This is a genomic window from Spartinivicinus poritis, assembly GCF_028858535.1.
GTDB lineage: Bacteria > Pseudomonadota > Gammaproteobacteria > Pseudomonadales > Zooshikellaceae > Spartinivicinus > Spartinivicinus poritis.
In genome coordinates this window covers 63,882-87,074 of the sequence record NZ_JAPMOU010000011.1, presented here as the reverse complement: position 1 = coordinate 87,074, position 23,193 = coordinate 63,882, and the positions used below count along the sequence as shown (strand labels likewise).

Below are 23,193 nucleotides of genomic sequence, written 5' to 3'. Positions count from 1 at the left end.
TATATCAATGGGGTGTAAATAAGCCACTCTTATTTTGGTTTTATTGATTTGAGTTTCGTATTTTCTCCAACGTAGCTTTGCCCACTCGTGGTAAGGCTAGTAGTACATCATCAGGTGCATTGCAAATAGCTTGCTTACTAGTGTACCCCTGTTTAAACAGTAATACTGCCAGCTTCGTGCTAATCCCTTTAATGCTTTTTACTTCCTGTTCAATACTCTTGGTAATTTTCCAGTCTTCGTCGTTTCCAAAATGGCTGGTTACGAATAGTTGCCAGTTCTCTTGTTTTTCAACTTTAGTTAGCTCAGCTACTTTTTGCTCAGGTGTTAATTGTTTATTTTCAAGAGTAACTAATAACTGTTGTAGAAAAGCCAGGTATGCAGGTTTGTCTTCAACAGTTATGTCTGTTTGATAAGGCAGTTCAGCAGAAGGACTAACCCACTCGCCGTGCTTATCAAGCGTATTTTTAGTACGTTTAGGTAGCTTTTTATATTCACTACTGCTTTCAGCTATTTGAGCTTGTTCAAGACAAACCAGTGGCGTTTTTAGTGTGAGTTTTGGTAGATAAACTAACGTATCATCTTTACTATTATTTTTAGTATCTTGTTTGGCATTATTAGCCCTTTTTTCAACAGCTTCAGGTATCTGCTCAGAAATAATATCATTATTTGTAGCACTACATGGTTGAGCAGGTGTTTCAATGTTATCAACTGCTTGATTTTCTATAGTTTCATCATTGAATACACTTTCTACAGGCTCTTCTACTGACTTTATAGCAGCAATTTGTTCACTATTATCAGTGTCAATTTTTTTCAAGTCTTCTACTTCTGAAGTAGTGTAGTTATCCTGTTTATCAACAGTTGACTCATCAGTAATTGAGCTGCTGGCTAATGGCTCAGTTGTTGTTGAAGTAACTGCCGTCTTTGTTGTGGTTGCTATTTCAACTGGATAAGCTTTTTCAATCGTATCAGCTGTTTTAAACGGGGTAGCAACTTCTGGTCGTTGCTGAGTATTGCCAGCTTCAACTTGCTGGCTTTCCTTCGTGAATGTTTGCTCTTTCATGTTTGCTGTATCAGCAACATTATTAGCTTGTTCCTCATCAGCCTGTTTTTGACTGAATGGCTTTATATCTGTTTGCTCAATATTATCAGATGCAGTGTTGTTTTTATTGGAAAAAACCTGCATGGTGGTTTTTATATTATTAAGCTGTGCGGTTAAGCATTGTGACTTATTGTTTTCTAGCGATTGTTCCTGTTCAAGCTCAGCTAGTTTTTCGAGTAATGCTTCACATTGCTCAATTTCGGTTGGGTGAATCGAGCTTAAGCCGGTGTGTTGCCAGTCTGTAAAAGTTTGTTCTATTTCTTCAATGATTTTATCAACACTATTATCTAAACTATCTACATTAGTTGTATTGATTTGAGCGACTGTGTTTGCACTTGTATTTGTTGGGGTATGGCTGCTTGTTTTCCTGAAAAAATAGAGCAATTTCTTAAACATTAGGCCTCCGCTACACCATGAGGTGAATGAATATCCAGTATAAAAGGATATATTTGGAAATTAATCAGTGAATATTTAATCTCAACTAATATACTGTTTTGGTTGTAAATAAAATAGACAATTGTAGTGGTTTGTTAATAACTTAACAATACGTACTCAAAGCGTGGTTTTGTCTATTGTTTGATTTGAATCACAGGAAACGGGAGTTAACAAATTAAAAAGATAGGAGAGATGAAATAATTAAGGTACGCAAATAAAGTTTTGTACAACACTTCTACTGATTGTGAAAAAAGTTGCGAGAGGGGAGTATAGCCTTGGTGCAATCTAACCTCCCCCTTTGAAAAAGGGGGGAACAGTTTTTACAAGTGATAGAAGTAAAATTTAACGGAATGAAGAGACATATGGTGCTGTTCTGCGTAGTACTAAAGCATTGTTGCTCACTCCATTTTCACCCATTGTGCTGCTCTCTTCATAATTTACCCATGGGGTTGACCAGAAGGGGATTCGGGTTAACCCTGAAACATCACAGTTATAAGCCATAACAGTACGCCAAGTGTCAGGTACTGGATTACAATAGCCATGACCATAAGTAAATGGGTCTAATGACTCGTCTTGGGTAATAATATGCCTGGCCCCTTGTAAATGGCCTATTTCATGGGCAAAAGAGTAATAACCTGTTGCACAACTATCTTTTACTAAAGCAAAAGCAGTGGAAGGATCAGCCATAATGCTATGTGCTACACCACAAGCCATACCAGTGCCCGTGAGTAAAATAGTCACGTCTGCTTTGAAGCGATCACGAAGCTGATGGAGCTCATCCATGTGGCCATCTTCTTTACCCATTAAACGTTCAACATCTGTGTAGATATCAAAGAATGACTCGGTATAATCGGTTTTTACAGTATGGACTAAAGTCAGATCAATAGGGATGTTGCTGTTTTGGTAAGACTGGTTGGTTTCTTCGACCGCCTTTTGTATTAAGCCATTAACCCCTTCAATACCGTCATTATCATCTATTGCTTTTTGGGTATAGGCAACCATTACGGTTATTTCATAGCGCTTGTTTCGTGCCATTCGATCCATGTCGAGAGCTGGTAGCCTAACCATACTTGGTGTTTCTATATGTACATCTCGAATAGACTCTTGCTGTTGTTTAGGCATTGTTAATAAGCTGTAACTACCATCGTGTAAATGCTTAATTCTGTATAACTGGCCTTGATGGTGTAAGTCTCCCAAAATGTAATGGGGTGTTTTAATCAGGGATAAGTAACTGGAGCTGTTACTTGTGTTACTGGTGGCTGTTATATATTGGCCATGTTGAGTTGGTTTTGACTCAGTAATAGTAAGGGTTATTTTTTTATTTGGCAGAGGTAGTACTATTTTTTGTTGTTTTTGCAAGTTGTTAAGAGTGGATGTATTGAGATTGATTAGCTGAGCTGTTTGTGCTTGCTGTTGTTCAACAAGTTTATCCTGTGCATCAAATAATTCTGAGTAGTCACCATTTATTTGATAAACAGGGGGGAACTCATAAAGTTGGTTGGTTGCTGCAAGTGCCACCCCGCTTAGACAGGCAGACGACATCAGCACTATTGCTTTAAAGTCCATTTTCATTGGTATATTTCCTTTATTTTTCTTATTAATAATTTTCGTGAACTCAATATCACAGCATATTAAATGTAGCTTTTAAAAAACGCAATTAGAACAATAGCTAAATTATATTCTTCGTATTGGCTATATTTCGTATTGGTTATATTTCGTATTGACTATAGAGCTATTTTGGTTTGGTAGTCAGGCAACACTCGTTGAAAATTGGGCATAGTCCTGTAATTGTAAAGTCATTTGATCACCTGAAGTTAATTTGTCAACACCTTCAGGTGTGCCAGTCAGTATTACATCGCCTGGTAATAAAGTAAAAAACTGACTGGCATAACTAATTAAGTTGGCAACAGAGGTAAGCATTAGCTTGGTATGGCCTTGCTGAGAAAGTTTCCCGTTGATTTTAAGTGAAAAATGTAAATCATCGAGTGGTATACTGGTATGGTATGGAATAAAAGGTGATAGTGGACAACTGCCATCGAATGCTTTGGCTTTTTCCCAAGGGTGACCTTTTTCTTTTAGCTGGCTTTGCAGTTTGCGTAAAGTTAAATCCAGAGCCAAGCCTATGCCACCAATTGCACTTAAGGCGGCTTCAGAAGAAATCGATTTTATTGGCTGTTGAATCAATATCGCCAACTCAGTCTCATAATGTACTTCACCTAAATTGTCGGGTAGTTGCAGAGGCTTCTCAAGTGGAACGATGGCCGTCGTTGGCTTAATAAATAATAATGGAGTGGCTGGGATAGGGTTATTAAGTTCAGCGGCATGAGCGGCATAATTTCGGCCAATACAAACAACCTTGCCACATGTTAAGTTGACAGGGCTTCCATCAATCCATTTGTGATGGTATTGCTGCATTAGATGACTCCTAGTGTTAGCTATATATTTACTACTCTGCCATTTACTCTGGCTATATGAGCATAACTGAAATTTTAACTATAATTTAAGCTATTTTGTATATACACAAAAATGAACTGTATATACATTAATAGCATTATTTTAGGTTGTCAGGATAGCAAGTATTAATAGAAGCTATACAGGGAAAATTCCTGACCAATGGGTACTGTTCAGTATATAATTCCCTGGCGTAGGTTATCCATAACCATAATAGTACTTACCAACAGCTTTTATATGAAAATGTTGCAAAACATAGCATTGTTAATAAATGATGGAGTTAGCTGCTCCAGGAGTGTTGTATGGCTGATCGGCAAGCCACGGTAGAAAGAAATACCTTAGAAACCCAAATAAAAATCACTATCAATTTGGATGGTACAGGCCAGGCACAGTTTGAAACTGGTGTCCCCTTTCTTGATCATATGTTGGATCAAATTGCTCGGCATGGTTTGATTGATATTGATATTAAAGCGAAAGGCGACCTGCATATAGATGCTCATCATACTGTTGAAGATGTTGGTATCACGCTAGGTCAGGCATTTCACCAGGCGATAGGAGACAAAAAAGGTATTCAGCGGTATGGCCATGCCTACGTCCCCCTTGATGAAGCATTATCCCGAGTAGTTGTGGATTTTTCCGGTCGACCTGGATTAACGTTTGATGTGCCATTTACTCGTGCGATGATCGGTCAGTTTGATGTCGACCTTTTCCATGAATTTTTCCAAGGCTTTGTTAACCACGCTTTAGTGACACTGCATGTGGATAATTTGCGTGGCAAAAATGCCCATCACCAAGCAGAAACTGTATTTAAGGCATTTGGCAGGGCGTTGCGAATGGCTGTAGCACCTGACCCGCGTATGCAAGGAATAACGCCATCTACCAAAGGCTGTTTATAAAAAGGCCTACTGAAGAGGAATCGGGTGAGTGAACAAAGTCGTTGTTGTCGATTATGGTATGGGTAACTTGCACTCTGTTGCAAAAGCACTTGAAACAGTGGCAACCCCAAATACGCAAGTAGCTGTGAGCAGTGACCCCCACTTTATTAAGGCTGCTGATCGAGTTGTATTTCCAGGGGTAGGAGCCATTCGCGACTGTCGAGCAGCACTCCATCAGGCTGGTATTGATCAGGTCATTACTGAGCTATTTACAAATAAGCCAATTCTAGCCATCTGTGTTGGTATGCAAATGCTGTTTGATCACAGTGAGGAAAACGATGGTGTAGACTGTTTAGGCTTGCTGCCTGGCCGCGTGAAATTTTTTGGCCGAGAATTAGCTGATGCTAATGGTGAGAGATTGAAAGTGCCTCACATGGGTTGGAATCAGGTTCAGCAAATAGAACATCCTTTGTGGCAAAACATCTCCCAAAATAGTCGGTTTTATTTTGTCCATAGCTACTATGTAAAAGCGGATAATACTGCTGCAGTTAAAGGCCGTTGTGAGTATGGCCATTTTATAGATGTTGCTGTAGCGCAAAATAATGTATTTGCAGTGCAATTTCACCCAGAAAAAAGTGCCCAAGCCGGTTTGCAATTGCTTGCTAATTTTATGGCTTGGAATGGTGAAGGTTAAGTACAAAAGGTATACATAAAGTAATGTTAATTATTCCAGCAATTGATCTAAAAGATGGTGCCTGTGTTCGGTTACGCCAAGGTGATATGGAAGATGCGACGGTTTTTTCTGATGACCCAGTAGCGATGGCTAGCCATTGGGTGGAGCAAGGCGGGCGACGTTTGCATTTAGTTGACTTAAACGGAGCTTTTGAAGGAGAGCCTGTCAATGGGGAGATTGTTAAGCAAATTGCTAAAACTCATCCAAATCTGCCCATTCAAATCGGTGGTGGAATTCGTAACCTAACTACTATTGAACACTACCTGAATGCCGGAGTGACCTATGTGATTATTGGTACTCAGGCAGTCAAGCAACCACAGTTTGTGAAAGAGGCTTGTAAAGCATTCCCTGGCCATATCATTGTTGGCCTGGATGCAAAAGATGGCAAAGTGGCTACTGATGGCTGGGCAGAGGTATCGGACATTGAAGTAACCGAATTAGCCAGCCAGTTCGAAGGGGATGGGGTCAGTGCTATTGTATACACAGATATTGCCAGAGATGGCATGATGCAAGGAGTGAATGTAACCAGTACCCACGCCTTGGCCCAGGCTATTAGCATTCCTGTCATTGCTTCAGGTGGTATCACTAATATAGAGGATATCAAGGCCTTACAAGCCGTTGCTAAGGATGGTATTGAAGGGGCTATAACTGGCCGAGCTATTTATGAAGGCAGTTTAAATGTGGCTGAAGCTCAGCAGTATTGTGATCAAAACAGCTAAAGAAAATGTGCAGTTAAAGCTGTGAGGTAAAAAATGGGATTAGCCAAACGAATTATTCCTTGCCTGGATGTAGAAAATGGCCGGGTAGTAAAAGGTGTTCAGTTTGTTGATATTCGTGATGCTGGTGACCCAGTAGAGGTGGCCAAACGATACAACGAGCAGGGAGCAGATGAATTAACCTTTCTGGATATTACCGCCAGCCATGAAGAACGAGATACCACCATTCATACGGTAGAAAAAATCGCTAGTGAAGTGTTTATCCCATTAACTGTTGGGGGTGGTATTCGTAACTTGCAAGATATCAGAAACCTGCTTAATGCAGGTGCAGATAAAGTCAGCATTAACACAACTGCCGTATTTAACCCGGAATTTGTTGCAGAGGCATCCGCAAAGTTTGGTGCCCAGTGCATAGTGGTGGCAATTGATGCCAAAAAAGTGAGTAAACCAGGTGAGCCTGATAAGTGGGAGGTGTTTACGCATGGCGGCAGAAGACCTACGGGGCTAGATGCTATCGAATGGGCCAGAAAAATGGAACAGTATGGTGCAGGTGAAATTCTTTTAACCAGTATGGACCAAGATGGCGTTAAAAATGGTTATGACTTAGGAGTAACTCATGCAATTAGTGATGCTGTAGTGATTCCAGTGATTGCTTCTGGTGGTGCAGGCAATTTAGATCATTTAGTTGACGGTATCAAACTTGGTAAAGCAGATGCCGTATTAGCTGCTAGTATTTTTCATTTTGGCGAATATACAATTCCACAAGCTAAGCAGTATCTAAGTGAACAGGGAATAGAAATGCGCTTATAGGGAGCCTATATACACTTTATTTTTACACCTAAAAATGATTCGTGATAGGTATAGATTAGGTAAAGTGAACACTTATTTTTTAATGAAAGGCCATTAATATGGTCTTTTTTTGTGACTAAAGAAAGTGTAAGTGCTTAATTTTTAGTATTACTGTACCTCATTTATTTTATATTAATAGATACTGTTTCATAAAATGAAATTCTGGCGTACTCTTTAATCACTCTTGAAGAAGTTGTTCATGAAGGACAGAGTGATGGGCAAACCGTTTCATCATTCACAAAGCGAGCGTTTTTTTGCGGTAACTTTGTTACCGCTTTTTTTATTGAAAAAATAATTGGTGATAATCTGCAAAATTTATTTTTTCTTTTAATGATTGAAAAAAGACCAGTACAGCAAAACCCGGCAAAAGGGATGAAACACCCCTGACCCAACCAGAATAGTGGATGCGTGGTTTTAATTACATCAGACTTAATAATTCATCTTTTAATAGTTGAGTATTTATAATTGTGCCTTTGTCAGAAGGAGTTTGAAAAATTGATGGAAACCATAAACTGTTATCTAACATTGGGATTACTTCCTTCAATATAATCTCTATATTAAATTGTATAGGCTTAAAGCATTGCCATTGTTTAGTCGCACAAATAGTTGCAAAAGCCTGGTTGGGCCAAAGGGGAAAAGTATGATAGCCGTTGGATTGTTCGATGGCCCAACTTCTTCGATATAATGTCCAGATTTGATCGGTTTCAACCGCTTCTTCAAAAAAATAACAGTAACGTTTTAAGCGTGGCCAGGTGGCAATGGTGGCCAGATCATCAGGCAATGGAGACCGCATTTAAATAACCCCATCAATTATTCTTAGTAAAACTTAGATATGAATAAAAAACAGGGGCAATAATGCCCCTTAATCTAGAGGTACATTCCTCTTCTATAGATACACTCTACACAAGTTGAGAAAAGAATAAATAAACGAACCCCAAAGTAGGGCCCTATTATACGACAAGTAAGCTCAGGAGCGGTGGCCCTAATAATAAGCACAGCTGTAGCTAACGAAGTGAGTTATTAGTCTGCTGGAGCTTATATTGAATGGAGACAGTACCACCTGACCGCTTCCACTGTCGTATATCTACTATAAATTGGTATGGTGATAATTCTCAATAAATAAAGTTTATGAATTAGAGTCATAAACTTTACTGGAGTATTCAACTAACAAGTGCAACTCAACAACATCTAGGATGAAAGGGGCTATCTGCTATAATAGCCTGCTTCTCTTTTCTGCCAAGATTGGAGTTGTTAATGGTCAAGGCTTACAAGCAGATAACTCTGGAAGAACGATATCAAATTTCAGCTTATTTAGCAGCTGGTTTTAGTCGTTCAGCCATCGCTGTGAGTCTAAACCGCTTTTTCTTTACACCTAAAAATGATTCGCAAGTGATATATATAGGATTGGGCTGAGTATTCTTTTTAGTGTACATGTTGCTGTGTTAAGTATCTGCATGTTTGTATCAGGTATAATTGGGTCTAACTTTACTATTTTATTTCAAAATGGCTTGATGAATGCTTATCCTCATACAATTCATCAGGCGTCATCCTTTTCTCAGGGAATTCAGTCAATGATAATGTTAATCGCACCAATTATTTCTACTTCATTTTTTATACCTCTTGGTTACAAACTAGTAATTCCTGCTGCTATCCTTCTATCACTTTTTGTATTAGTCGCAATGATGTGTATAAACTTTAAATTCTGTACTATAAAAGGAGTAGCCGATTTTTGAGTACTAATCAAAAAAGCTATTCAGTTTCCCCGCTAACCGTACACCAGCTATTAACAGTCGTTGATTGATAATCTTTGTTTTCTGGTAAGTATATTTATAGCTTAATTGTGGTATATCTGAATCTATATTGTTAAAGTCATAGGCTTGTTTTCTGATTGCTTTTGACTCTTTAGCCCAGTCCAGGTATGAAGCTTTTTGCCAACTTGTTACTTGGCTGCTTGTGGCAATATTGATAAAGCTTGCGTAATCTTTATAGCTTAATCGCTGGTTTTCAATTAACTCTGTATCCCAAACAGCATGTAGGTTTGAATTCTTTTCAAACCATTTAACAGCTATATCATTGCCTCCACGGTCATTTCTGTATCCGACATGTAAAGGTTGATGAATATCGCCAACAAGATGAGTATAAAAAGCTAGGGCTTGCCATTTATTACTTTGAGTGGTTTTGGAATTTGTTAATACTCTCTCAAAATGTACTAAAGCAGATAAGATGTCTCCATTAGGACTCCGGTTTAAGCTTTCGAATGACTCGTTATCATCAATAGAAATATAGTGCCAGGGTTTTGCATAATCCCAACTTGGTTCTGATTTTATTTCGTCTGGCCAGGTAGCTAATTGTGCAAGTTGGTACTTGCCTGTTATTTGTTTGATCGCTTTTTCTGTTTTAGGTGTTAAGTAAGCTTCTGCTATATGGGCAACAATGCGGTGACCATTTTGACCAAAAGCCCATGTAGACTGTGAATTTAAGCAAAAGTAGGCGATTACATAACTAAAAATACTGATACTTTTCAAGTTCCACAAAACCATTGATCTGTCCTTTTGTTTGTCAAGTCAAACAGTACAACAGAAGTTTATGAATTTAAAATAAATTGTTATTAATGTTGTATAACTTTTGTCTGGCTGCTTCTAGTTTATCCGTAACAGATTCTACATCAGCTGTTTTTATAAACTCTGCGAATAGCTGGTTGGCAACGTCTACCATTGGTTTGGGAGCATCTCGGTCAAAAAACTGGGTTATTCCTTCGGCTTCATCTAACAACTTTTTACCTTTTTTGGTTAGTGCTTGATCGCTAGCTTTTGCGCCTAGCCTAGGGGGTAAGAACTTCATTTTTTGATTAAGAGTGGTTTGCACATCTGGTTGAGCAACCATGATTAAAAATTGTTTTGCCAGCTTCAAGTTTTTAGTATTGTGGGGGATAGTAAATATGTCAGTGGGGGCTTCTTCATATTGGGGGGTTGAAGGGTTTATTTTGGGAAAAGGAAAAAAGTCCAGATCATTAAGTAAGTTTCTCGATGCTTTGCTGGTGATAAAATGGCCTATCAGCATCATTGTGGCACTCTCACGATTAAGCTCTGGCAATACTTCATACCAGTCATATTCTTCTGGCAGTGGGTTAAAACATTTATTATCTATCAGTTGTTTCCAGTGAATAAATACCTGCTTAACTCGCTGGTCTTTATAAGAAATATTGCCTGCTAATAATGCCTGGTGAAACTCAATACCGTTAAGCCTTAAATTGATATAATCAAACCAGGACTCTGCTGGCCATAAGTATTTATTACCTAAGACAATAGGATTTTTTTGGTTAGCTCGTATTTTTTTACATATTTCAATAAGTGTATTCCAGGTCGTTGGTGGGGTAATATTTAATTTCTTGAATGTGGATTTTTTATAATAAATAGCCCAATGATAATAGCTAAAGGGTACGGCATAAAAGTCATCATTAAATTTTACCAGGTCTTGCATGCCTGAAGAAAATGCATTGTTCCATTGCTGTTGTTGCCACAGTGGGGTTATAGGCTTTAGATAACCTTTTCTCACTAAGTTAAACAAGCGTTCACCTGCTTGCCAGTGAAGAACATCCATTCCTTTTTCAGCTGTTAACCACTGAATTAGTTTTTTTTTGTAATTGGCATCAGATTCTGTATGTAACCTTACTTTTACTTCTGGATGGCGACGTTGGAACTCACTGGCTAAATAACGAAAAGCAGAGCCCATCGGTCCGCCTAAGTTAAGCACTGAGACATCTAAATAGGCTTTCGGGGGTTGAGATTGGGCAATAGCATTAAAGGCTACCCCCAAAATTAAAAGAGAAATACTTTTAGGCCACATACCAGCTAACAACTAACTCATTACTATAATATTAGCAGTGAATGCCTCATGTTTAGGGCACCTCTAATAATTGTTTATGGCCTCTGCGCAAGCTGACGGGGTCTTGAATAAGACGGCTTGTGCAGTGTAAGGCTAGGTTGCCTTTCCAAACAAGCCAACGCAGTGCAAGAGCCCGTCAGGCAGCGCCTTTCAGGGCCTTCTGGTAAACCCGCACTCAGTGTTGTTGCTTTTCGACAGGCCACCAGCATGCCTTCAAACCAACGCCTTGATTGCGAATTTACCAGAAGGCCAGAGACTGAAAACAATTATTAGAGGTGCCCTTTATGCTACCAGTGTCTTCAATCTTTTGTCTTAATGCCACAACTGATAGCTATCAAATCCTTTTGCAGTTATTGCTTGGGAGTAGCAACAAGCTTTGATAGGCTAGTCTATAGAGGTTAGGGTTTGAGCATAGCTTGCAGTAAGTATACCCTAAGTGAATAGTGTCACCTCTTAAAGAAAGGTTGCTTGTAGGAGTACAGCCTACTTTCTGATTCAATTAACATTTGATGTGGCTAGCTAATGAGTAGTACAGAGAATATCTTGACAAAAGCGGCGGCTGATAAACAACGCAAGCCTACTGGTAAAATTCGCCAACAAAATGAGCAGGTGATTATTGATGCCGCTGAAATTGAGTTTGTCAACCATGGCTTTAAAGGGGCTTCAGTAAGGAAGATTGCAGAGCGAGCAGGGTTACCAAAAGCAAATGTTCACTATTACTTTAAAAGTAAGATAGATCTTTATGGTGCTGTATTGCATAACATCATTGAGCTATGGAATTCTGCTTTTAACGATATTAAGCCAGATGATGACCCTGCTGAGGCATTAGCTGCTTACATCCATTCTAAGGTCATGTACTCTAAAACAAACCCTTTGGCATCCAGAATTTTTGCCAGTGAAATCATTCATGGTGCTCCCTTCTTAAGTCAGTATATTGAAACTGACTTTGAAAACTGGGTAGCTGAAAAAGCAAGTGTTATTAAAGCCTGGATTGCTCAAGGCAAAATGGATCCAGTTGACCCTTATCACTTGTTGTTTTTAATTTGGGCTTCTACTCAGCACTATGCTGATTTTGGCGAACAAGTGAAAGCTGTGCTAGGTAAAGAAAACTTAGCAGATGACGATTATCAACAGGCTGCCGAGCAAATTACTCAAATAATTCTTAAGGGCTGTGGCATCAGGCGTTAGTTTGAATAGGGGAGAAGTGCTTGGACTGGCGTTAGGGAGAGTAGAATCAGAGGCTCTACTTCTCGTTGTTTTGGAAGTGTTTACACCAAGTGATATTCGAGCTATGCTCGTTAAAGTTTGTCTTTGTGGTCAGGTTTTTGATATAAGATCAACATAGCCCAGTTTTTTGGTTGGATTATTAGGCAGCCAGAGCACTGGATACTGACTAAGCAAAGTACAAGCTAACCTCTTGTTATTAGCAAAACCAAGCCATTGGCTTGGTTTTTGTGCGTATAGTGCAGTGTTTTATGCACGTTCCTTAGCAAGAACCTAAGAGAAAGAGTCTATGTCAGACACTATTACGGCTGTTCGTGCAGCTTTGCTGCACTTTACTGCAGACCCTGCCAGTGCAGGTGATCAAGCTTATCAATACTTTCCTGATGGACTGTTAATTATAAAAAATGGGTATATTGATAACGTCGGGCCAGCAGAGCAATTGCTACCACTGTTACCAAAGTCTGCATCAATTAATCACTATCCCAACTGCTTAATAACACCTGGGTTTATTGATACTCATATTCATTACCCTCAAACGGGAATGATTGCTTCTTATGGTGAGCAGCTTCTTGATTGGCTGGAAAAATATACATTTCCCGCAGAAATGGCTTTTACTGACCAAGCTCATGCAGAGGAAGTAGCAGAGGTATTTCTAAATGAGCTGTTACGCAATGGCACCACTACTGCTTTGGTCTTTGGTACGGTTCATCCAGAGTCGATAGATGCATTTTTTACTCAAGCACAGCGCCGCCGTTTACGAATGATTGCTGGTAAGGTAATGATGGACAGGCAAGCGCCGGAAGATTTATTGGATACACCAGAGTCCAGCTATCAACAATCCAAAGCACTTATCGAACGTTGGCATCAGCAAGATCGGCTGCTTTATGCAGTAACTCCTCGTTTTGCCATTACCTCAAGTAAAGAGCAGCTGGCTAAAGCGGGGCAGTTGTTACAAGAGTTTCCAGGTGTTTATTTGCATACACACTTGTCAGAAAATACTGATGAAATTGAGCTGATTAAACAGTTGTTTCCAGATGCCAAAGACTATTTGGATGTATACGATACACATCAGCTGTTGGGGAATCGGTCTGTTTTTGCTCATGGCGTGCATCTTTGTGATCACCAATGTCAGCGGCTGGCTGAAACTGAATCTGCTTTAGCTTTTTGCCCTTCTTCCAACTTATTTTTAGGCAGTGGATTATTTGATTTGGCAAAAATGGAAAAGTATGGTGTCAAGGTAGGGATGGGTACCGATGTGGGCGGTGGAACCAGCTTTTCTTTGCTACAAACGCTTGGTGATGGTTATAAAGTCAGCCAGCTAAAAAAACAACAATTGTCACCCTTAAAGTCATTTTATTTGGCTACTTTAGGTGGAGCAAAAGCGCTTAGTCTTGATAGCAAAATCGGTAATTTTGCTAAGGGGAAAGAAGCTGATTTTGTGGTATTGGATTATCAAGCAACGCCATTGATCAAATATCGCTTACAGCATACGACAGATTTGTTGGAAAAATTGTTTGTGCTAACAACACTGGGGGATGATCGAGCAGTAGCGGCTACTTATATTATGGGGCAGTTAGTTTATCAGCGAGATGCTCGCAATTAAAAAATATGTTGTAGATTCTTGGTTTAAAAAAGCCGCTAACTTTATTAAGCTAGCGGCTTTTTTATTTATTTAATCGCTTTATTGGCAATACTTAGGCCTTTAAGAAGACTTAGCGCTTGCTGTAACTGGTTGTCACTTTCCAGCTGCTTATCTACTTTTTTTGCCTTGAGAGAGCTAGGTTTATCTTTTAAACCATTACCATTATTCAAATGTCCCTGTAGATCTGCTTCTTTATAAGTGACGCCTTGATCGAGTTTAGTGACTTTAGCCCTATCAACAGTAATATCTGGCTCAATACCTTGTGCTTGAATAGAGCGACCATTAGGGGTGTAATACAGAGCTGTTGTTAACTTTAAGGCTCGCTGGTTATTAAGGGGTAAGACTGTTTGTACGGAGCCTTTACCAAAACTATCAGTTCCCATAATGATGGCGCGTTTATGGTCTTGTAAAGCCCCTGCAACAATCTCTGAAGCAGAAGCAGAGCCGCTATTGATTAATACAACAACGGGTACACCATTGGATGGGTCTTTTTCGTCTGCTTTAAAGCGCAACTCAGAGTTTGGAATACGACCTTTTGTATAAACGATGACACCTTTTTTCAAAAATGCATCAGAAACATCCACTGCTGCTTGCAAAACCCCACCTGGATTATTGCGTAGGTCCAATATCAGTCCATTTAATTTGCCTTTATTGGCTTTGGCTAGCTTTTTGATGGCATTAACGACTTCATCGCCTGAGTCGATTTGGAATTGAGTAATTCGAATGTAGCCGTAGCCTTCATCAAGTGGCTTGGACTTGACGCTTTGTACTTTAATGATGTCGCGCTTGATCACGATATCAAAAGGCTTACTATTGCCTTCACGCACAATAGTTAATGTAATTGGCTCACCAGGCTTGCCTCGCATCATTTCTACGGCTTCGTTTAGGCTCATGCCTTTGACTGGTTTTTGGTCAAGCTTGATGATGAGGTCTCCAGCTTCTACACCAGCACGTTGTGCAGGCGTATCGTCGATAGGAGCAATGACTTTGACAAATCCGTTTTCCATACCAACTTCAATGCCTAGCCCACCAAACTCACCAGTGGTATTGATTTGCAAGTCCTCAAAGTCTTTGGGGTCAAGGTAAGCAGAGTGGGGGTCTAGCCCGGTCAGCATACCTTTGATGGCATTTTCTAAAAGGGTTTTGTCATCAACATTTTCAACGTATGCCACTTTGATGCGGTCAAATACTTCTGCAAAGGTGCGAAGTTCTTGTAGTGGCAAGCGGCCTTTCAAGGGCTGGTTCGGCTCGGTTTCGGCAAACGCTAGGCTACTAACAAGGGCAGTCACTGCGAAAGCGAGATGACGAACTGAAGGGGAAAACTTTAAGCGTTTGCTGATCATTAAAAACTCTCGATTGAATAACTCTCTATTAAGGTATTTATATCCTATGAGATGTGGTAAAACCACTGCCCTTGTAACATCCTCTGTTTAGGCCCTTGCGATTCGTGATCTCTATCTGCTTATTGATTACTGGGCGACCTTACCGACGGGCAACTATCCACCCACTTGGGTTTTGTGGCCGACCTTTATGTCTTATCTCAAAGTAAAGCCCGATTTCATTGTTTCCGCCTGTATTGCCAACCGTTGCAATTGCTTCACCTGCTTTTACCCATTCGCCTGTTTCTTTTAGTAGCGTTTGGTTATGAGCGTACAGTGACATATAGCCGCCGCCATGATCCACAATAATTAACAGGCCTGACCCTCTCAGCCAATCAGAAAACACTACTCTGCCATGGTGTACGGCTGATACTGAGGAGCCCTCATTACTTTGAATAAATAGACCCTGCCACTTTAATTTAGTTTGTTTTTTCAAACTACCATAGCGGTTTGTTACTTTTCCTTGGATTGGCCAGGGGAGTTTGCCTCGCTGTTTGTAGAAAGGCGTGCCTGGTAGAGGCAGGGGAGTAATCGTTTTTGCTAAGGTTTTGAGAACTTGCTCTAGCTCTGATCGCTCTTTCTGTTGGGATGCCAGCGTCTGGTCTTTAGCCGCCAGCTCTTGCTCAAGCTGCTTTAATAGCAGGCGTCTCTTTGCTTTTTGGGTTGTGAGTGCTTGCTTTTGTTTGGCTAAGGCAAGCTGCTGGTTAGCCAGCTGAGTGTTAGTTGCTTTAATTTGTTGGCCAACCTGAGTTAACGACTGAATAGTTTGATTAAACTCAGTGACTTTTTGTTGACGGGCTTGGGCGAGATAGCCAAGATATTTTTGGGTACGTGCAACGTCAGTAGGTTGCTGTTGGTTCAGCAACATTTTTATATTAGAGTTTTGACCTGTGTACAGCGCCAGTAACATGGTTTGTTCTAGTTGTTGTTGCTGTTGACGCTTGGCAACCCTGAGTTGGTGCTGCCTAGTTTGGAGCTTTTTTAGTTGTTGCTGGCCCTCCTGCAACCGGTTTTCAATTTCTTGCACTTTTTTATGAAGCTGCTCCATTTCCTGCTCACTTGTTTGCAACGACTGCTGTACGTTAGAGCGTTGTTGCTGAATTTTTTTGAGTAGCTGCTGAGTTTTTTTAATTTCAGCCTGTAATTGTTTTAATTGTTTTTCTTTTTCTTGTAATTCAGGGTTAGCCCAGCTAATGCTGCTGTAGAGGAGGGCAGTACTGCTTATTAAACAAATACAGATAGGTTTATAAAGTTGTTTGGTCAAGGAAAAGATAAATTTCAACATTGATTACAACACTTGTAGTTGGAAACATTTAATGAAACACACCAGAAGGTGTTTTTTTAAGTATGCCTGCTAATTAACGATGTCGCAAAGAAACTTCACGAAAAGCTAAAAAACCCAACATATATGTTGGGTTTTTTAGAGGAAGAAACAGCGGATTAATTCCGTAAGTTTTTTAACTTATTTTTTGGCTTATGAGGAAATAAGGGACGTGCACGAAATAACTTGCTAGATTTTTGTTCCAAGGCGCCCGTTTGGCAAGGCGCAAAAAAGAAGGCATAGTGGGCCTACGTCGAGTTTTTGCAACACAGCCAAGCGGGATGGATTGGAGCCAAAACTGTAAGTTATTTCGTACACGTTCCTAAGTCTTTGTGACAAAACTAGTTTGCTTGCTCCACTAATATTTTACCTGTCATTTCTTCTGGAATGGGTAGTTCCATTAAGCTAAGTATTGTCGGGGCAATATCTGACAGAATACCGCCATCTTTAATCCTAATCGCTTTTGGGCCAGCATAGACTAGTGGTACAGGCTCACACGTATGGGCCGTATGGGCCTGTCCTGTTTCTGCGTTACTCATCTGCTCTACATTACCATGATCAGCGGTAATCAAACATTGACCATTAACTTGCTCCAGCGCTTTAAGAATTCGGCTAAGGCATTCATCAAGACATTCAACTGCTTTCACTGCCGCATCAAAAACACCAGTGTGGCCTACCATATCACCATTCGCATAATTACATACCACTAAGTCGTACTTTCCACTGGTAATTGCTTCAACTAGCTTATCAGTGACTTCGGGGGCACTCATTTCAGGTTTTAGGTCATAAGTGGCTACATCCGGTGAGTTAACCAAAATACGAGTTTCGCCCTCATAAGGGGTTTCTTCTCCCCCACTAAAGAAAAAGGTTACATGAGCGTACTTTTCTGTTTCTGCAATACGTAATTGGGTTTTTCCAAGAGATGCTAAATATTCACCAAGGGTGTTTTTTAATGATGCTGGTGGAAATGCGCAAGGTGCAGGAATATCAGCAGCATATTGAGTGAGCATGACAAAACCAGCAAGATTAGGTCGGCTATTCCGTTCAAAGCCACTAAAGTTGTCTTCTACGAATGCGCGTGTTAGCTGCCTGGCTCGGTCAGCACGAAAGTTCATAAACACAACTGCGTCACCATCGCCAATAACGGCAGGTTTCTGGTCGGCAGGAGTTACGCTGGTTGCCTTAACAAACTCGTCATTTTCATCTCTAACATAAGCTGCTTGCAAGCCAGCAACTGGATCTTCTGCAGAGAACTCTGCGGTACCTAAAGTAAGCAAGTTATAAGCAGCTGCAACTCGGTCCCAACGATTGTCACGATCCATGGCGAAGTAGCGACCGATTAAACTGGCAATGTGACCCACACCTAAGTCTGTAAGCTTGGCTTCAATTCGCTTTAATGATGCCTCAGCACTACGAGGGGGAGTATCACGACCATCTAAAAATGCATGTACATAAACTGCTTTAGCACCACGCTGAGCAGCTAAGTCAATCATGGCTAAAATATGGTCTTCATGACTATGTACACCGCCAGGAGATAGCAAGCCTAAAATATGCACGGCTTTATTATCAGCAATCGCTTTGTCTACCACTTCAGTCAGAATTGGGTTGGTAAAAAAGGAGGCATCTGCAATGGCTTTAGTTATACGAGTGAAGTCTTGATACACCACTCGGCCTGCCCCTAGGTTCATATGGCCAACTTCTGAGTTCCCCATTTGGCCATCAGGTAGCCCTACATCTATCCCAGACCCTGAAACTAAACTGCGAGGGTTTTGTTGCCAGAGCTTGTCCCAAACAGGCGTTTCAGCTGCTGCAATAGCATTGGATTCTGACGTTTCGCTATAGCCAAAACCATCAAGGATAAGTAGTGCGGTAGTACGACGTTGGTTACTCATATGGATTAGTGCTGCTCGTAAATAAGTGGTACATAAAGGGGTAAGAGAGATATTAGCGAGATTCTAATTAGAGGTCTATTGAAGGCAGCTGAGGTTTTTATTGCAGTCAATGTTTAGCATTTAACCTGTTAACAGCTATTTAGCATGGTTATTGAAACCTGTATACTTGCCAGCCTATTTAATCGCAAGGTCTGAATACAAATGGAGAAATTGATAGAGTTTGTTGTCAACCATCCATACTTGGTTACTGCTTTTATAGCGCTATTGGCGGCTTTGATTTATACCGAAGGGCGCAAAGCTGGGGCTACTATCACCACCAGCCAGCTAACTTCTGCAGTAAACAACAAAGATGCAGTAGTGGTAGATGTTCGAGATGGTAAGGAGTTCCAGGCGGGACATATTGTTAATGCTATCAATATTCCATCTACCAAGTTTGCTGAACGGATGAAAGAGTTAGAAAAGCACAAGGACAAGCCCATTATTATCGTTGATAAAATGGGTCAACAAGGTAGTACAGCTGGTAAAGCGTTGAAAGCTGCTGGCTTTGAGCAAGTGCTTAGGTTGCAAGGTGGTATGCAAACCTGGACGAGTGAAAACTTGCCAGTGATTAAGTAATGCCAGGGTTTTGTTAGTGACTATGTGTTGCTGAGGATGTTAAAGAAAGATGAGTGGTATAACCATTTACAGCTCAGCTTACTGTCCCTTTTGTATCCGGGCACTACGCTTACTTGATAGTAAGCAAGTGCCTTATCAATTGGTAAGTGTGGATGGTAAGCCAGGGGTGCGTAGGCAAATGGCTGAAAAAGCAGGGCGTACTTCGGTACCACAAATTTGGATTGGTAAACAGCATGTGGGTGGCTGTGATGACCTTTATGCTTTAGAGCGCGAAGGCAGGCTTGACCCGCTTATTGCTGACGCTCATTAGCACCATTCACCTTTAATAATTGTTTATGGCTTCTGGCCTCCATACTATGTAAAGTTCATAGGTATGTAGATATAGTAACCAACAAGTGACGTCTTTATTTTGCGACATAAACATTGATTAGTGCTATGGTTGCTGTCACAGGCCAACCAGGTGATGCATGACGAAGGTGTGTCAGCTGAGTTAGTATTGCTGACCTGCTTAGCGTATTAAATGACATAAATTAATTAAGGAATTACGTAAATGGCTGAAAATCAACAAAATCAGGCAGCTGGCGAAGAGAATCAACCTCAGTTTGCATTACAGCGGATCTATGTGAAGGACCTTTCATTTGAGTCGCCCAAAGCACCTGAGATATTCACGAAAGAATGGCAGCCACAGGTTAACTTAGATCTAAATACCCAAAACACTCAACTAGAGGAAGGAGTATTTGAGGTAGTTTTATCTTTAACAGTAACGGTTACTAACAATGAAGAAACCGCATTTGTTGTTGAAGTACAACAGTCAGGTGTCTTTTTAGTAAAAGGCTTAGATGACGCCTCTTTACATCAAACACTGGGTGCTTTTTGCCCGAACATCCTTTTCCCTTATGCGCGTGAGTGCATTGACAGTTTAGTTTTACGTGGCAGCTTCCCTCCAATTATGCTGGCACCTGTTAATTTTGATGCATTATATGCTCAAGCATTGCAACAACGTGAGCAAGAACAGCAGCAACCAGAAACTATTCAATAAGTTTTAATATTCTTTTTACTATCTGTTTGCTATTGAATTAAACCAAAGAAAGGGGCTTTAGCCCCTTTCTTTGGTTGTAGCCCATTTTGTAAGTTATAGCTTATTTCCCATTTTTAAATTCTAGTTGCCGCCAGCTTTCATAAATCATTACGGCAGCACAGTTAGATAGGTTCATACTACGACTGTTGGGCTTCATGGGTAGTCGTATAATATGTTCGGGTTTTACCTCATTTTGTAAAATGCTACTGGGCAGCCCACGAGTTTCTGGGCCAAATAATAATGCATCATTAGGTTCATATTGAACCGATGTATGGAGGGTAGAACCTTTAGTACTAATAGCAAACAAGCGGTTATAGTTGACTGATTGACAAAAGGCTGTGAGTGACTCATGTACAATCACTTTGGCAAATTCTGAGTAGTCCAGCCCTGCGCGGCGTAGCTTTTTATCATCCAAATCAAATCCTAAAGGCTTGATTAAATGCAGTTGATAACCAGTATTCGCGCATAAGCGGATGATATTGCCAGTATTAGGTGGAATTTCAGGCTCAAATAACACGATATGGAGCATAGAGGTTAATACTCAATAGCTAAAAATGTTTATTAGGGCACCTCTACTCATTATTAGAAGTGTCCTTTAGGGTGCTTCTGTTTAGGTATGTAATTGTACTATGTATTGATAGAGTGCTGCACTAAAGTATCAGGAAACAAACCAAACATGTAAGAGTCACGGGGTTGCTCTGGGGTTCTGCTACGGTGTCGTAACCTGCCTTCTAATTGCCCTCCCACCCTTTTAGCAGTATTGATGCTAGCGTGATTATCAATATCAACCACAATTTCTACCCGAATCAAATTTAGTTCTTCAAAGCAAAACTGGGCAGCAGCTGTAATTATCTCGGATGCGAAGCCTTGTTTTAGAAAATTGGCGTTAACCCAATAACTCAGGTTAGTAAAACCATGAGTAAGGTTAGTGCCACTTATTCTAGCTTCACCAATATATTCTTGGTTATTTTTGCCGATGAAAGCAAAGTTGAACTCTGTTTTAAGTTGTTGCTGAGTAATACAATATTCAACCCATTCTTTATTGGTAGCTGCTGAGTAATCAGAGCTGCACCAATATAACCATTTACCAACAAGAGGCGCCGATTGTTGAATAGCGACTAATCGTTGGTCAACTAGAGATAAGTTGAGTGGCACTCCTGTCAGGCGTTTGGTATTAAGCTGTTTAAACATATAAATTTGCTTTACACTTCTCTATAAAAAGAGCGTCATTTTACTGACATAAAAAAGTGGCTCAATATCAATAATAATTAAATTTAATAGTACGTTCGTAATTAATGTAGACAGCTTGGATTTTACGACAGTTAAGGATAGTTATAATGAAATTAACAGTAAAACGGATTATCTGTAAGTGCTTACTTTGCGGTTGGTGCATTATCCCATCAGCAGCTTTTGCTCAGCAAGTTATACCTGATAATTGGTTTGAAGCAGGTCAACAAGCAGTAGCTAAAGCTATTCAGCGACAACCAAATACCGCACTTGCTCGCAATGTTATTTTATTTGTTGGTGATGGAATGGGAGTGTCAACTGTCACTGCTGCCAGAATTTTAGATGGCCAACTAAAGGGTAAAACAGGAGAAGAAAATTTATTAGCATTTGAAAAGCTTCCTTATGTTAGCTTATCAAAAACCTATAACACTAATCAGCAAACAGCAGATTCGGCAGGAACAATGACTGCCATGATGACAGGAGTAAAAACGCTGGCAGGGGTTATTTCGGTTAATCAACAAGCTATTCGAGGGGACTGTGAGACAGCTAAGAGATATAAGGTAATGACGTTATTGGAGCAAGCTGAACAGGCAGAAATGGCTACAGGTATTGTGACAACGGCTCGAATCACCCATGCAACGCCTGCTGCCACTTATGCTCATAGTCCTGAACGGGGGTGGGAAGATGATGATGATATGCCTTCTTCTGCTAAGCGTGCTGGCTGTAAAGATATTGCCAGGCAATTAATTGAATTTCCTTATGGTAATGGATTGGAAGTAGCGCTAGGAGGAGGGCGTCGAAGTTTTTTGCCTGATAACCAGGCTGATCCTGAAGAGCCGAATAAAGCAGGAGAGCGAGAAGATGGCCGGAATTTGGCTACAGAGTGGTTAACGAAATACAGTAATGCTCAATATGTTTGGAATGAACGACAGTTTAAGTCTATCAAGGCAGCAAATGTCGATCACTTATTAGGGTTATTCAATCGCTCGCACATGGCTTTTGAAGCAGATAGAAATGATGATAAGGGAGGAGAGCCATCGTTATCAGAAATGACTGCTAAAGCTATTGAAATCTTACAAAAAAATGAGAATGGTTTTTTTCTAATGGTTGAAGGCGGGCGAATTGACCATGGCCATCATGCAGGAAATGCTTACCGAGCATTGCATGACACAGTTGAGTTTTCAAAAGCGGTTGCTACAGCTATGAAAATGACTGACTCACGTGAAACTCTGGTAATTGTTACTGCAGATCATAGCCATGTTTTTACGATGGGAGGTTATCCTACACGAGGTAACCCTATTTTAGGTAAAGTTGTTGGAAATAATAGCAGAGGACAGCCTAATAAATCGCCTACCCTGGCAGCAGATGGTTTGCCCTATACAACATTAGGGTATTACAGTGGCCAGGGTGCTGCTAGCGATCAATCAGGGCAGCGTCAACCTGGTCGAATGAATATTATTGATGCTAATACTAAATCGAAAAATTATTTTCAGGAAGCACTGTTGCCGATGTCGTCGGAAACCCATGGCGGTGAGGATGTAGCTATTTATGCGTCGGGCCCTTGGGCGCATTTATTCCATGGTGTCCATGAGCAAAACTATATTTACCATGTTATGGCTCATGCAGCTAAGTTGAATGACCCTCAGTCAACTCAACAACAGCAGTCTCGTTAAATACTTACCCTGCGTTGTCCTCCCTTTCTGAGGTGATCGCTAAAGCCTTTAATAAGAGGCTTTAGCAAAAGGTTCTCCCCCTTTAATAAAGGGGGCTAG

The 23,193-nt window shown here is 40.5% G+C and carries 22 protein-coding genes; 11 read left to right on the top strand and 11 right to left on the bottom strand.

From position 1 onward, the window contains the following. Positions 1-40 precede the first annotated feature (40 nt). The 3 genes from ORQ98_RS10960 to ORQ98_RS10950 all read right to left on the bottom strand — a co-directional run bounded on the left by ORQ98_RS10960 (position 41) and on the right by ORQ98_RS10950 (position 3,949). Entirely contained in the window at positions 41-1,495 is a 1,455-nt protein-coding gene (locus ORQ98_RS10960) for a helix-hairpin-helix domain-containing protein (protein ID WP_274688847.1), read from the bottom strand. 381 nt (positions 1,496-1,876) lie between these two features. Beyond that, positions 1,877-3,106: a M12 family metallo-peptidase gene (locus ORQ98_RS10955; protein WP_274688846.1), complete on the bottom strand. Its 1,230-nt coding sequence runs from the start codon at positions 3,104-3,106 to the stop codon at positions 1,877-1,879. Between the two features lie 177 nt (positions 3,107-3,283). Beyond that, a complete protein-coding gene (locus ORQ98_RS10950; RefSeq protein ID WP_274688845.1) occupies positions 3,284-3,949 on the bottom strand; it encodes a fumarylacetoacetate hydrolase family protein in 666 nt (221 codons plus the stop codon). Positions 3,950-4,287: 338 nt separating this feature from the next. Between ORQ98_RS10950 and hisB the strand changes: the two genes are divergently transcribed. From hisB to hisF, 4 genes are read left to right on the top strand one after another with little or no spacing between them, the layout of a single operon-like run. Further along, positions 4,288-4,881, top strand: a complete 594-nt coding sequence (gene hisB / locus ORQ98_RS10945) for an imidazoleglycerol-phosphate dehydratase HisB (protein ID WP_274688844.1) — start codon at positions 4,288-4,290, stop codon at positions 4,879-4,881. Positions 4,882-4,909: 28 nt separating this feature from the next. After that, positions 4,910-5,554 carry an imidazole glycerol phosphate synthase subunit HisH gene (gene hisH, locus ORQ98_RS10940; protein WP_274688843.1) on the top strand — a complete coding sequence of 215 codons (645 nt, stop codon included), beginning with the start codon at positions 4,910-4,912 and terminating at the stop codon, positions 5,552-5,554. Between the two features lie 23 nt (positions 5,555-5,577). Further along, the gene (hisA, locus tag ORQ98_RS10935) at positions 5,578-6,312 is read left to right on the top strand and encodes a 1-(5-phosphoribosyl)-5-[(5-phosphoribosylamino)methylideneamino]imidazole-4-carboxamide isomerase (protein WP_274688842.1); all 735 of its coding nucleotides are present in this window, start codon (positions 5,578-5,580) and stop codon (positions 6,310-6,312) included. Between the two features lie 33 nt (positions 6,313-6,345). Continuing rightward, positions 6,346-7,119 carry an imidazole glycerol phosphate synthase subunit HisF gene (gene hisF, locus ORQ98_RS10930; RefSeq protein ID WP_274688841.1) on the top strand — a complete coding sequence of 258 codons (774 nt, stop codon included), beginning with the start codon at positions 6,346-6,348 and terminating at the stop codon, positions 7,117-7,119. Between the two features lie 457 nt (positions 7,120-7,576). Here the strand turns inward: hisF and ORQ98_RS10925 are convergent, their stop codons facing one another. Further along, the gene (locus ORQ98_RS10925) at positions 7,577-7,951 is read right to left on the bottom strand and encodes a DUF2750 domain-containing protein (RefSeq protein WP_274688840.1); all 375 of its coding nucleotides are present in this window, start codon (positions 7,949-7,951) and stop codon (positions 7,577-7,579) included. Positions 7,952-8,412: 461 nt separating this feature from the next. On the opposite strand from ORQ98_RS10925, the gene ORQ98_RS29590 reads away from it, so the two are divergent. Beyond that, positions 8,413-8,571: a helix-turn-helix domain-containing protein gene (locus tag ORQ98_RS29590; RefSeq protein ID WP_425347681.1), complete on the top strand. Its 159-nt coding sequence runs from the start codon at positions 8,413-8,415 to the stop codon at positions 8,569-8,571. Between the two features lie 323 nt (positions 8,572-8,894). Here ORQ98_RS29590 and ORQ98_RS10920 read toward each other — a convergent pair whose 3' ends face one another. Both ORQ98_RS10920 and ORQ98_RS10915 read right to left on the bottom strand, forming a co-directional pair. Further along, positions 8,895-9,698, bottom strand: coding sequence for a S1/P1 nuclease (locus tag ORQ98_RS10920; RefSeq protein ID WP_274688839.1), 804 nt, complete (start codon positions 9,696-9,698; stop codon positions 8,895-8,897). Positions 9,699-9,750: 52 nt separating this feature from the next. Further along, entirely contained in the window at positions 9,751-11,004 is a 1,254-nt protein-coding gene (locus ORQ98_RS10915; protein ID WP_274688838.1) for an ABC transporter substrate-binding protein, read from the bottom strand. Between the two features lie 561 nt (positions 11,005-11,565). Between ORQ98_RS10915 and ORQ98_RS10910 the strand changes: the two genes are divergently transcribed. Both ORQ98_RS10910 and guaD read left to right on the top strand, forming a co-directional pair. Then, positions 11,566-12,231, top strand: coding sequence for a TetR/AcrR family transcriptional regulator (locus ORQ98_RS10910; protein ID WP_274688837.1), 666 nt, complete (start codon positions 11,566-11,568; stop codon positions 12,229-12,231). A gap of 325 nt (positions 12,232-12,556) precedes the next feature. Continuing rightward, complete coding sequence (gene guaD / locus ORQ98_RS10905; protein WP_274688836.1) at positions 12,557-13,870, top strand: guanine deaminase; 1,314 nt, start codon at positions 12,557-12,559, stop codon at positions 13,868-13,870. Between the two features lie 65 nt (positions 13,871-13,935). On the opposite strand, the gene ORQ98_RS10900 is transcribed toward guaD, so the two are convergent. The 3 genes from ORQ98_RS10900 to gpmM all read right to left on the bottom strand — a co-directional run bounded on the left by ORQ98_RS10900 (position 13,936) and on the right by gpmM (position 18,501). Then, the gene (locus ORQ98_RS10900; RefSeq protein WP_274688835.1) at positions 13,936-15,252 is read right to left on the bottom strand and encodes a S41 family peptidase; all 1,317 of its coding nucleotides are present in this window, start codon (positions 15,250-15,252) and stop codon (positions 13,936-13,938) included. Positions 15,253-15,391: 139 nt separating this feature from the next. Next, positions 15,392-16,573 (bottom strand): murein hydrolase activator EnvC family protein, encoded by a 1,182-nt coding sequence (locus ORQ98_RS10895; protein ID WP_274688834.1) that lies wholly within the window; start codon positions 16,571-16,573, stop codon positions 15,392-15,394. Between the two features lie 377 nt (positions 16,574-16,950). Beyond that, on the bottom strand, positions 16,951-18,501 hold the full coding sequence (gene gpmM, locus ORQ98_RS10890) for a 2,3-bisphosphoglycerate-independent phosphoglycerate mutase (protein ID WP_274688833.1): 1,551 nt from the start codon (positions 18,499-18,501) through the stop codon (positions 16,951-16,953). 201 nt (positions 18,502-18,702) lie between these two features. Here gpmM and ORQ98_RS10885 point away from each other — a divergent pair, with 201 nt between their 5' ends. The 3 genes from ORQ98_RS10885 to secB all read left to right on the top strand — a co-directional run bounded on the left by ORQ98_RS10885 (position 18,703) and on the right by secB (position 20,155). After that, a complete protein-coding gene (locus ORQ98_RS10885; protein ID WP_274688832.1) occupies positions 18,703-19,116 on the top strand; it encodes a rhodanese-like domain-containing protein in 414 nt (137 codons plus the stop codon). 49 nt (positions 19,117-19,165) lie between these two features. Beyond that, complete coding sequence (grxC, locus tag ORQ98_RS10880; RefSeq protein WP_274688831.1) at positions 19,166-19,426, top strand: glutaredoxin 3; 261 nt, start codon at positions 19,166-19,168, stop codon at positions 19,424-19,426. Between the two features lie 240 nt (positions 19,427-19,666). Further along, positions 19,667-20,155, top strand: coding sequence for a protein-export chaperone SecB (gene secB / locus ORQ98_RS10875; protein ID WP_274688830.1), 489 nt, complete (start codon positions 19,667-19,669; stop codon positions 20,153-20,155). Between the two features lie 100 nt (positions 20,156-20,255). On the opposite strand, the gene trmL is transcribed toward secB, so the two are convergent. Both trmL and ORQ98_RS10865 read right to left on the bottom strand, forming a co-directional pair. Further along, positions 20,256-20,723, bottom strand: coding sequence for a tRNA (uridine(34)/cytosine(34)/5-carboxymethylaminomethyluridine(34)-2'-O)-methyltransferase TrmL (gene trmL, locus ORQ98_RS10870; RefSeq protein WP_274688829.1), 468 nt, complete (start codon positions 20,721-20,723; stop codon positions 20,256-20,258). A 98-nt stretch (positions 20,724-20,821) separates the two neighbouring features. After that, positions 20,822-21,385 carry a GNAT family N-acetyltransferase gene (locus ORQ98_RS10865; protein WP_274688828.1) on the bottom strand — a complete coding sequence of 188 codons (564 nt, stop codon included), beginning with the start codon at positions 21,383-21,385 and terminating at the stop codon, positions 20,822-20,824. A gap of 146 nt (positions 21,386-21,531) precedes the next feature. Between ORQ98_RS10865 and ORQ98_RS10860 the strand changes: the two genes are divergently transcribed. Continuing rightward, a complete protein-coding gene (locus tag ORQ98_RS10860; protein WP_274688827.1) occupies positions 21,532-23,094 on the top strand; it encodes an alkaline phosphatase family protein in 1,563 nt (520 codons plus the stop codon). The last annotated feature ends 99 nt before the right edge of the window (positions 23,095-23,193 follow it).

Bases quoted from the DNA above. Each gene is read 5' to 3' on its own strand.
- hisF (WP_274688841.1), top strand. From the start codon at position 6,346: ATGGGATTAGCCAAACGAATTATTCCTTGCCTGGATGTAGAAAATGGC.
- ORQ98_RS29590 (WP_425347681.1), top strand. From the start codon at position 8,413: ATGGTCAAGGCTTACAAGCAGATAACTCTGGAAGAACGATATCAAATT.
- ORQ98_RS10955 (WP_274688846.1), bottom strand. From the start codon at position 3,106: ATGAAAATGGACTTTAAAGCAATAGTGCTGATGTCGTCTGCCTGTCTA.
- ORQ98_RS10920 (WP_274688839.1), bottom strand. From the start codon at position 9,698: ATGGTTTTGTGGAACTTGAAAAGTATCAGTATTTTTAGTTATGTAATC.
- ORQ98_RS10900 (WP_274688835.1), bottom strand. From the start codon at position 15,252: ATGATCAGCAAACGCTTAAAGTTTTCCCCTTCAGTTCGTCATCTCGCT.
- ORQ98_RS10925 (WP_274688840.1), bottom strand. From the start codon at position 7,951: ATGCGGTCTCCATTGCCTGATGATCTGGCCACCATTGCCACCTGGCCA.
- ORQ98_RS10885 (WP_274688832.1), top strand. From the start codon at position 18,703: ATGGAGAAATTGATAGAGTTTGTTGTCAACCATCCATACTTGGTTACT.
- ORQ98_RS10910 (WP_274688837.1), top strand. From the start codon at position 11,566: ATGAGTAGTACAGAGAATATCTTGACAAAAGCGGCGGCTGATAAACAA.
- ORQ98_RS10865 (WP_274688828.1), bottom strand. From the start codon at position 21,385: ATGTTTAAACAGCTTAATACCAAACGCCTGACAGGAGTGCCACTCAAC.
- ORQ98_RS10860 (WP_274688827.1), top strand. From the start codon at position 21,532: ATGAAATTAACAGTAAAACGGATTATCTGTAAGTGCTTACTTTGCGGT.
- guaD (WP_274688836.1), top strand. From the start codon at position 12,557: ATGTCAGACACTATTACGGCTGTTCGTGCAGCTTTGCTGCACTTTACT.
- ORQ98_RS10915 (WP_274688838.1), bottom strand. From the start codon at position 11,004: ATGTGGCCTAAAAGTATTTCTCTTTTAATTTTGGGGGTAGCCTTTAAT.
- ORQ98_RS10950 (WP_274688845.1), bottom strand. From the start codon at position 3,949: ATGCAGCAATACCATCACAAATGGATTGATGGAAGCCCTGTCAACTTA.
- ORQ98_RS10960 (WP_274688847.1), bottom strand. From the start codon at position 1,495: ATGTTTAAGAAATTGCTCTATTTTTTCAGGAAAACAAGCAGCCATACC.
- secB (WP_274688830.1), top strand. From the start codon at position 19,667: ATGGCTGAAAATCAACAAAATCAGGCAGCTGGCGAAGAGAATCAACCT.
- ORQ98_RS10895 (WP_274688834.1), bottom strand. From the start codon at position 16,573: ATGTTGAAATTTATCTTTTCCTTGACCAAACAACTTTATAAACCTATC.
- trmL (WP_274688829.1), bottom strand. From the start codon at position 20,723: ATGCTCCATATCGTGTTATTTGAGCCTGAAATTCCACCTAATACTGGC.
- gpmM (WP_274688833.1), bottom strand. From the start codon at position 18,501: ATGAGTAACCAACGTCGTACTACCGCACTACTTATCCTTGATGGTTTT.
- grxC (WP_274688831.1), top strand. From the start codon at position 19,166: ATGAGTGGTATAACCATTTACAGCTCAGCTTACTGTCCCTTTTGTATC.
- hisA (WP_274688842.1), top strand. From the start codon at position 5,578: ATGTTAATTATTCCAGCAATTGATCTAAAAGATGGTGCCTGTGTTCGG.
- hisB (WP_274688844.1), top strand. From the start codon at position 4,288: ATGGCTGATCGGCAAGCCACGGTAGAAAGAAATACCTTAGAAACCCAA.